Source organism: Kineococcus vitellinus (assembly GCF_009906315.1).
GTDB classification, from domain to species: domain Bacteria; phylum Actinomycetota; class Actinomycetes; order Actinomycetales; family Kineococcaceae; genus Kineococcus; species Kineococcus vitellinus.
The window spans coordinates 1-8247 of record NZ_JAAALL010000198.1; the positions used below are offsets into that span (position 1 = coordinate 1).

Below are 8247 nucleotides of genomic sequence, written 5' to 3' on the forward strand. Positions count from 1 at the left end.
CCGCGGGCTGGCCCAGGCGGCCGGCGCCTGGCCAGCCCGCGGGCCGCGCCCTCCGCGCCGGTCGCCACGACGGCGGCGCCCGCCCCCTCGCCGGTGACCCAGAACCCGACGTCCTCGCCGTCGCAGCGCAGCCGCTCCACCAGCGTCCAGCTCGCCGGGGCGCCGGGCAGCAGCGCCGCGACGGCCGCCGGGACCTCGCGGAGCGCACCCGCCGGGTGCCGCAGCCGCCCCTCGGCCCGCTCGGAGGCCAGGTCGGCGTCCAGCAGCCGCGCCACGTCCGCGGCGGCGGCCGCGGGCACCAGCACCCGCGGACCCAGGTCGCGCCGCTGCGCCCAGGCGGGGGAGTCCACGACGACCACGTCGGCCGGGTCGGCGGCCACCACGCGCCCGGCCGCGTCCAGGGCCGCGACCGCGGCCGGCGGCTCGCCCGGCACCACGCGGGCGGCGTCGCGCCCCAGCGCGGTCCAGATCCGCAGCAGGTCCAGCGCCGGCACGTCCGCGGCCGCGCGCGCCGCCGCGGCCAGCAGCGGCGGCAGGTCCTGCGGCCCGGCCGCGCCGAGGTCGTCGAGGACGCCGAGCGCGGCGCGCACCCCGGCGGGCAGCTCCAGCACCCACGGCGGAGCGGCCGGCAACCACGCCGGGGCCCCGCCGGGCGGGCGGCTGACGGCGGGCAGCGGGCCGTGGCGGCGCAGCCACCACGCGCTCAGCCCGGTGCGCCGGTGCGCGCCGGCGCTCCAGGGCAGGGTCAGCGCGGCCACCCCGCCGGGCGTGGCCGCCAGCGCGGCGAGCACCTGCGGCCAGGCGCCGGTGACGAGGTCGAGGTCGCGCACGGCGACCGCCTCGGCGACGACCGTCTCGGCGGCCTCGTCGAGCACGTCGCCCCAGACCTGCTCGACGTACTCGTCGGCGTCGGCCAGCCCCAGCTCCAGCGCGGCCGCCGGGTCGGCCAGGTCCAGCTCGCCCGGCCGCACCACGGCCGGGGCGGCCAGCACGCCGACCGCGCGCAGCACCCCCGGCCCCCACGCGGCGAGCAGGTCGGGGGAGACGGGCCCCACCTCCTCGGGGTCCGTGCTGCGCTCGGCCAGCGAGCCGGGCAGCACGAGCGCGCCCGCGGGGCACAGCTCGTCGTCGGCGTCGGGCAGCGCCAGGTCGGCCAGCCACGGCAGGTGCTCCGCGACACGGGCCACCAGCTCCTCGTCGACGTCGGCGTCCCCGTCGGCGTCCCGCCCGGGGTCCGCCCCGGGGGCCACGACCGCCGCGACCAGGCCCAGCACGGCGTCCGCGACGGCGTCGGGGTCCTCGGCGTCTGGGGAGGCGGCCACCGCGGCGCGCACGGCGGGGTCGGTCAGGACGGCCCACGCCCCGCCCTCGCGCGCCCCCAGGCGCACCAGCAGCTGCTGCGCGGGACCCGCGGCCAGGCGCGGGTGCACCACCCGCAGCCCGTGCGGGGCCAGGACCGCCGCGGCCGCGGCGTCCAGGACGCCCCCGGGCAGCAGGACCGTCCCGCGCGCGCCGTGCACGACGCGCCCGTCCAGCAGCGGCACCGGCAGCCCCGCCATGGCCTCGCGGGCCAGCGGGTCGGCCGCCAGCGGTGCCAGCGCCGCGAACAGGCGGGCCGCGGCCGCCGGCTCCTGCGCGGGCAGCACGTCGAGGACGTCGGCCAGCGACAGGCGCTGCACGCCGAGGTCGGTGAGCAGCCGGTCCAGGGCGCGCGGTGCCGCGACCAGGCCCGCCAGGGCCGGGGCCAGCGCGGCCAGCAGCTGCGGGTCGTCGGCGCCGGCGCCGGTGAGCGCGAGCGCCGCGGACGGGCGCACCCGCAGCACCGCGCCGTCGGGGTCGGCCTCCACGGCCGGCAGCAGCGGCGCCTCGCGCGCGCGCTCCAGGACCCGGCGGCGCAGCTGCGCGTCCACGCGCCCGGCGGCCGCGCCGTGCGGCAGCAGCGCGACGGCGTCCCCGCCGTCGGCGGCGACCTCCACGAGCAGGTCGCAGTACGCCTGCGCGGCGTGCTCCAGCAGCGCCTCGCCCGCCGGTCCCGGCGCCAGCCGGCGCCGGTCGGGGCCCAGCGGGAAGGTCGCCACGAGCACCGCCGGCCAGGGCAGCTCCTCGTCGGTGGGGGTGGGGGCGCACACCACGCCCGGCGGCGGGGTGCCGCCCGCGCGCGGCAGCGCCCACGCCAGCTGCCAGCCCCGCCGGGAGCGCTCCTCCACGCCGCGGCCGGCCAGCAGCGCCGCCTCGTGGCGGCCGCGGCGGCGCAGCACGTGCCAGCGCTCCTCGACGTCCGCGCACCGGCGCTCGGGGGCGCCGGGCACCTGCACGACGACCTCGCCCAGCGCGGGCAGCGCCAGCAGCAGCACGTCGCCGACCTCCGCCAGCAGCCGCTCGGCGAGCTCGCGGGCGGCGCGGTCGCGCAGCGGCAGCACGACGGCGGTGTCGTAGCCGGGCGGCGGCGGCGCGGCGTCCGGAGCGGCGAAGGGCAGGCGCAGCACGGGCACCGCCCCGCCGCGGCGGTCGGCCTCGGCGCGCGCGGCGGGGGAGCCGGCGCTGCCCAGCAGCTCGGCGGTGCGGGCGCGCGAGAAGCGGACCGCGCCGCTCGTGGAGGAGACCACGGGCTCGTCGGTGACCGCCAGCACCGCGGAGAAGCCGACGCCGAAGCGGCCGACGACCCCGTCGGCCGGCTCGCGCTTGGCGCTGGCGCGCAGCGTCGCCAGGCCCTGCACGCCCTCGGCGTCCAGCGGGGCGCCGGTGTTCGCGGCGACGAGCGCGCCGTGACCGGTGCCGCCGCCCGGGCCGGGGGCGTCCGGGGCGTCCGGGTCGTCGTCGAGCAGGCGCAGCAGCAGCCGCCCCGGCACGCCGGCGCTCGCGGCGGCGTCGGCGGCGTTCTGCGCCAGCTCGACGACCAGCCGGTCGCGGTAGGCGCCGAGGGCGGCGTCCTCCTCGGCGTTGGCGTCCTCGCGCAGCCGGGCGGCGGAGGCGTTCCAGCCGGCGAGGACGCGCTCGCGCAGCGCCTGCGCGCCGAACGGGTCCGCGGGCCTCAGCTGCCGGTCCCCGCGACCGTCCCGTCGGGCCCCGCGTCCCCGGGCAGCCCGTCGGGCGCCCCGTCGGGCGCCTCGTCGGGCGCCTCGTCGGGCGCCTCGTCGGGCGCCTCGTCGGGCAGGTCGGCCAGGCCCACGAGCTCCAGGCCGTCGGCGGCCAGGTCGTCGACGAGGGGCGCGGCGCGCTCCTCCGGCTCGACCTCGACGTCGGTCTCGCTGTGCGCGCCGCAGCCGTGGTCGGCGCTGACGACGCGCCCGTCCTCGGGGGACCACTCGCTCGCGCAGACGCCGAACACCTGCCGCAGCGCCCCCGCGACGGGCAGGAAGAACCCGCAGGTGGAGCACTGGCCCTTGGCGTTCTCGGCGATCTCGGTGCGCGGGCCGCGGTCGCCCTCGTACCAGCGGCTGGCGGCCGCGTCGCGGCCCAGCGGCGAGAGCACCCGCTCGCGGCCCAGGCCCAGCTCGAAGAGGGCCAGCGCGTCGGCCTCCTCGTCCCCGGCGGCCTCGTAGCCCTGCTCCAGCAGCGGGTCGTCGGCCTTGCGCGGCAGCGTGTCCTGCGGGCCGACGTCGCCGGGGGAGATGCGCTCGACCCACGGCAGCCACTCCGGCGGCTGCAGCGCGTCCTCGCCGGGCAGCAGGCAGACCTCGTTGACGGTGACGTTGCGGGCGCGCGAGGCGCGGCTGAGCGTGACCGTCCACCGCCAGCCCCGGTAGCCGGGCAGCAGGCAGGTGAAGGCGTGGCTGACGAGGCGGTCGCCCTCGGCGGTGGCGCCGAGGTGCTCCCCGACGGTGCCGGGCTCGGCGTCCTCCTCGGCGGCGGCGCGGGCCAGGTCGACGGCCGCCGCGGCGGCCGCGTCCAGCGTCGGCTTGCGGGGGCGCCGCGCGCGGGTCTCGGGCACGCTCACGCCTCGAGGTCGTCGGCGACGGCCCGCAGGACGGTCGCGACCTTGCCGGCGCCGCCCTTCTCGGGGTAGCGGCCGCGGCGCAGCGAGCCGGAGAGGCCGTCGAGGAGCTTGATGAGGTCCTCCACGATGACGACCATGTCCTCGGGCTTCTTGCGGGTGGCCCGGGCGACCGAGTGCACCGGGTCCAGCAGGCGCACGGACAGGGCCTGGGTGCCGTTCTTGCCCTGGACCACGCCGAACTCGACCCGGCTGCCCTTGGCCAGCGTCGAGGTGCCGGCGGGCAGCGCGGAGGCGTGCACGAACACCTCGCCGCCGTCCTCGGCGGCGAGGAAGCCGAACCCCTTGTCGGCGTCGAACCACTTGACCTTGCCAGTCGGCACGGGAACCTTCTCCAGTTGCGGGTCCGGGCGCTGCGGCGGGCCGCGCGCACCGGTGCGATCGGTGTCTGAGAGCCGGCGCGGGGGCGGTCCCCTCGCGACGGCGGTCTGCACCCAGGTTAACGGGGTGCGGGGACCCCCTTCTTCCCCGCGCGCAGCCGCCGCGCGTGCAGGGCCACCCAGCCGGGCAGGTCCTCCAGGCCGGCGAGCACCACGTCGGCGCCGGCCGCGCGCAGCGCGTCGGCGTCGTGGGCGCCGGTGCTCACCCCGACGGCGACCGCGCCGGCCACCTGCGCGGCCAGCACGTCGCCGGGGTGGTCGCCCACGTAGGCGCTCGCGCCGAGCTCGCGCAGGCGCACGCCCTTCTGCTCGGCGAACAGGTCGCCGCTGACGTCGGCGCGCTCCACCGCGCCCGCCAGGCCGGCCGCGGCCAGCACGCGGTGCACGTTGGGCGCGTGCTTGGCGCTGACGACGACGCTGCGCCCGCCGTGCGCGGCCGGGGCGGCCAGCGCGGCGGCGGCGCCGGGCAGGGCGCGCACCGAGGCCACCCCCAGCGAGGGGTACAGCTGCTTGTAGCGGGCCGCGATCCGCTCCACCTGCGCGGGCGGGGTGCCGGGGGCCAGCCCGGCGACGATGCGCTCCAGCGGCATCCCGGCCCAGGGCCAGGTGTCGGCGGCGCTGACGTGGACGCCGACCTCGGCGAGGACCGCGCGCAGCGTGGCGGTGATGCCCTCGCTGGAGTCCACCAGCGTCATGTCGAGGTCGAAGCCGACGACGGGCACGGGGCCGTCCACCGCGGGGCTGTCCACGCGTCCCACCCTAGGCGCCGCCCGCGGGGACCCCGCCGGGCACCGGTGATCACGCGGTGAGACGCTGGCGCCCGGCCGCTTGCGCAGCCCCCGGGGCTGCGTCAGGGTCACCGTGCGACCGCACGTCGACAGAGGAGAACGACGCATGGCTGAGTACTCGCTTCCCGACCTGCCCTACGACTACGCCGCGCTCGAGCCCCACATCTCCGGGGCGATCATGGAGCTGCACCACGACAAGCACCACGCCACCTACGTGGCCGGTGTCAACACCGCGCTGGAGAAGCTCGCCGAGGCCCGCGAGAAGAACGACCTGGCCACGGTGAACCTGCACGAGAAGAACCTCTCCTTCCACCTCGGCGGCCACGTCAACCACTCGGTGTTCTGGCCGAACATGTCCCCGGACGGCGGCGACAAGCCGACCGGCGAGCTGGCCGCCGCCATCGACGAGCACTTCGGCTCCTTCGACGGCTTCCGCGCCCACTTCAGCGCCACCGCCAATGGCGTGCAGGGCTCCGGCTGGTCGATCCTGGCCTGGGACTCCGTGGGGCAGAAGCTGCTCAACGTCCAGCTGTACGACCAGCAGGGCAACCTGGCCCTCGGTCTCGTCCCGCTGCTCATGCTGGACATGTGGGAGCACGCCTTCTACCTGGACTACAAGAACGTCAAGGCGGACTACGTCAAGGCGTGGTGGAACGTCGTCAACTGGGCCGACGTGCAGCGCCGCTTCGAGGCCGCCCGCACCCGGACCGTCGGGCTCATCGTCCCCTGACGCCCGCGCCGGGACGCCCGGCGACGTCCCCGCCCGGGGCGTCGCCGGACCGCTGCCGCCGGAGGGGTGGTCCCGGCAGCCGGGACCACCCCTCCGGCGTCCCCGCCCCGCGGGTCCTCAGCCGCCGCCCGGCGCCCTGAGGGCCAGCTCGGCGAGGAAGGCGCGGGTGGCGGCCGAGGAGCCCGCGCCGCCGTGCACGACGCAGGTGCGCCGCGCCGGGCCGTCGGTGACGGCCAGGGCGTGCACCCCCGCCACGTCCCGCACCGCCGAGCGCGGCAGCAGCGCGACGCCCGCGCCCGCGCGCACCAGCTCCAGCAGCAGCGGCACCGAGTCGGTCTCGACCACGACCTCGCGGGTGAGGCGGGCCGCGCTGAACGCCTCGTCGGTCTGGCGCCGCCCGCCCGTGCCGGCGGGGAAGTCGACGCAGGCCTCGGCGGCCAGGTCGGCCAGCCGCACCCGCCGCCGCTGCGCCCACGGGTGCCCGGCCCCCACCGCGGCCACGTGCGGCTCGGTCGCCAGCACCTGCGCCTCCACCCCGGGCAGCGGCGTGCCCAGCGCCACCCCGGCGAAGCCGACGTCGAGGCTGCCGGCGGCGACCGCCGCCAGCGTCACGTCGCTGCTGAGCACGTTCACCACGACCTGCACGCCGGGGTGGCGCAGGCGCAGCCCGGCCAGGACCTCGTGCAGCGGGACGTCGGGCAGCGTGGGGATGGTGCCGATGCGCAGCCGCCCCCGCACCGCGCCCGAGGCGGCGACGACGTCGGTGCGCAGCCGGTCCAGCTCGGCGAGCACGGCCCGCGCCCGCGGCAGCAGCGCCCGGCCCGCGTCCGTCAGCCGCACCCGCCGGCTGGTGCGCTCGAACAGCGCCGCGCCGAGCTCCTCCTCCAGGCGGGCGACCTGGTGGCTGAGCGCCGACTGCGCGATGCCCAGCTCGCGGGCGGCGCGGGTGAAGTGCAGGCCGTCGGCCACGGCCAGCGCGCAGCGCAGCTGCAGGGGGGTCACCGCGGCAGCCTAGGCACCGATCGCGGTCCGCGATCGGTGCGCGCCCTGCGATCGCTTGGACAGGTGCGCGCCCGGCGCCCGACGATGGCCGGGTGCTGACCCGCTCCCTCCTGCTCGTCATGGCGGTCGCCACCGGCCTGACCGTCGGCGGCAACTACGTCAACCAGCCGCTGCTGGACGCGATCGCCGCCGACCTCGGCGTCGGCCAGGGCCGCGCGGCCTCGCTCGTGACGCTCTCGCAGGTCTCCTACGGGCTGGGGCTGCTGCTCGTCGTGCCGCTGGGGGACCTGCTGGAGCGGCGCCGGCTGCTCACCGTGCTGGCCGTGCTGGCCGCCGCCGGGCACGCGGTGTGCGCGGTGGCGCCCACGTACGCCGTGCTGGCCGTCGGCACGGCCGTCGCCGGGCTCTTCTCCGTGGCCGCGCAGGTGCTCGTGCCCTTCGCCGCCGAGCTGGCCGAGCCGGGCCGGGAGGGGCGGGCCGTGGGCACCGTCATGAGCGGTCTGCTCGTGGGCGCCCTGCTGGCCCGCAGCGTCTCCGGCGCCCTCGCCGAGGTCGCCGGCTGGCACGCCCCCTACGTCCTCGTCGCCGCCGGCCTGCTCGTGCTGGCGCTCGTGCTGCACCGGCGGCTGCCGCGCAGCGCGCCGCAGGCCGTCGGCGGCTACGCCGCCACGCTCGCCTCCGGCGCGCGCCTGGTGCGCGAGCTGCCGCGGCTGCGCACCCGGGCGCTGCTGGGCGGGCTGGGCTTCGCCGGGGTCTCGGTCCTGTTCGCCACGAGCACCTTCGTGCTGGCCGGACCGCGCTTCGGCTTCAGCGAGCTGCAGATCGGGCTCGTCGGCCTGGCCGGGGTGGCGGGTGCGCTCGTGGCGCAGGCGGCCGGGCGGATGGCCGACGCCGGCCGCGGTCAGCTGGCCACCGGCCTCGGCGCCGGCGGGCTCGTGCTGACCTGGGGGGTGCTGTACCTGTCGGCCTCGCCGTGGCTGACGTCGGTGGCCGTGTTCGTGCTCGGCTTCCTGCTCGCGGACGCCTTCCTGCAGGCGGTGCACGTCTCGAACCAGAACGTCGTCTACCCGCTGCGCCCGCAGGCGCGCTCGCGGCTGAACTCCGTCTACATGACGACGTACTTCGCGGGCGGGGCGCTCGGCTCCGCGGTGGGCTCCGCGGCGTGGTCGGCGGGCGGCTGGGCGGCCGTCGCGGCCGTCGGCGCGGGCTTCGGCGTCCTCGTCGTGGCGGTGTGGCTGCTCGACCTGCGCCTGGAGCGGCGCGCGGGTGCGCTCAGCCCCGCCGCCGCCGGTAGCCGATGACCCCGCCCACGCCGCCGCCGACGAGCACGACCGCGGCCGCGACGCCCAGCAG

The 8247-nt window shown here is 79.0% G+C and carries 7 protein-coding genes; 2 read left to right on the top strand and 5 right to left on the bottom strand.

What is annotated here, in order from left to right:
- The 4 genes from GTQ99_RS16000 to GTQ99_RS16015 form a co-directional block, all read right to left on the bottom strand.
- The coding region (locus GTQ99_RS16000; protein WP_166616730.1) for a hypothetical protein at positions 1-2849 on the bottom strand (2849 nt) is incomplete at its 3' end.
- Positions 2850-3031: 182 nt separating this feature from the next.
- Entirely contained in the window at positions 3032-3931 is a 900-nt protein-coding gene (locus GTQ99_RS16005; RefSeq protein ID WP_338075037.1) for a DUF3027 domain-containing protein, read from the bottom strand.
- Positions 3932-3933: 2 nt separating this feature from the next.
- Positions 3934-4317, bottom strand: a complete 384-nt coding sequence (locus GTQ99_RS27570) for a cold-shock protein (RefSeq protein ID WP_166616731.1) — start codon at positions 4315-4317, stop codon at positions 3934-3936.
- Between the two features lie 116 nt (positions 4318-4433).
- Positions 4434-5123, bottom strand: a complete 690-nt coding sequence (locus GTQ99_RS16015; RefSeq protein ID WP_338075038.1) for an HAD family hydrolase — start codon at positions 5121-5123, stop codon at positions 4434-4436.
- Positions 5124-5268: 145 nt separating this feature from the next.
- Here GTQ99_RS16015 and GTQ99_RS16020 point away from each other — a divergent pair, with 145 nt between their 5' ends.
- On the top strand, positions 5269-5892 hold the full coding sequence (locus GTQ99_RS16020; protein WP_166616732.1) for a superoxide dismutase: 624 nt from the start codon (positions 5269-5271) through the stop codon (positions 5890-5892).
- A gap of 117 nt (positions 5893-6009) precedes the next feature.
- On the opposite strand, the gene GTQ99_RS16025 is transcribed toward GTQ99_RS16020, so the two are convergent.
- Entirely contained in the window at positions 6010-6894 is an 885-nt protein-coding gene (locus tag GTQ99_RS16025) for a LysR substrate-binding domain-containing protein (RefSeq protein WP_166616733.1), read from the bottom strand.
- A 92-nt stretch (positions 6895-6986) separates the two neighbouring features.
- Between GTQ99_RS16025 and GTQ99_RS16030 the strand changes: the two genes are divergently transcribed.
- Positions 6987-8195 carry an MFS transporter gene (locus tag GTQ99_RS16030; RefSeq protein WP_338075039.1) on the top strand — a complete coding sequence of 403 codons (1209 nt, stop codon included), beginning with the start codon at positions 6987-6989 and terminating at the stop codon, positions 8193-8195.
- The last annotated feature ends 52 nt before the right edge of the window (positions 8196-8247 follow it).